The 319-nt window shown below is 38.2% G+C and carries 1 tRNA gene; it reads right to left on the reverse strand.

The window, feature by feature from the left end:
* Window positions 1-102: 102 nt before the first annotated feature.
* Window positions 103-179, reverse strand: a tRNA-Ile gene (locus tag CXF82_RS01475).
* Between the last annotated feature and the right edge of the window lie 140 nt (window positions 180-319).

Below are 319 nucleotides of genomic sequence, written 5' to 3' on the forward strand. Positions count from 1 at the left end.
ATATATACGTATAAATGACCAAATTATTTCTTATCGAGGCAGATAGTATCGACGTTTAGCTTTCTTAAACGAGTCACTTTCTAACAAAGATAAGGAAAATTTTGGTGGGTCAGAGTGGACTTGAACCACCGACCTCACCCTTATCAGGGGTGCGCTCTAACCAGCTGAGCTACAGACCCATTTATACTTGTTTATTTGCTTCAATTCAGCGTTACTTTCGTCGTTTAATCAGTCATGTAGTGAACTACACTTCCTCTTTCGCTTCTCAAGTGCCTTGACTTGAAACAAATTAACATCGTCTAAACTTAAAGACGTATAT

Source organism: Shewanella sp. GutDb-MelDb, assembly GCF_002836075.1.
In the GTDB taxonomy this organism is placed as follows: Bacteria; Pseudomonadota; Gammaproteobacteria; order Enterobacterales; family Shewanellaceae; genus Shewanella.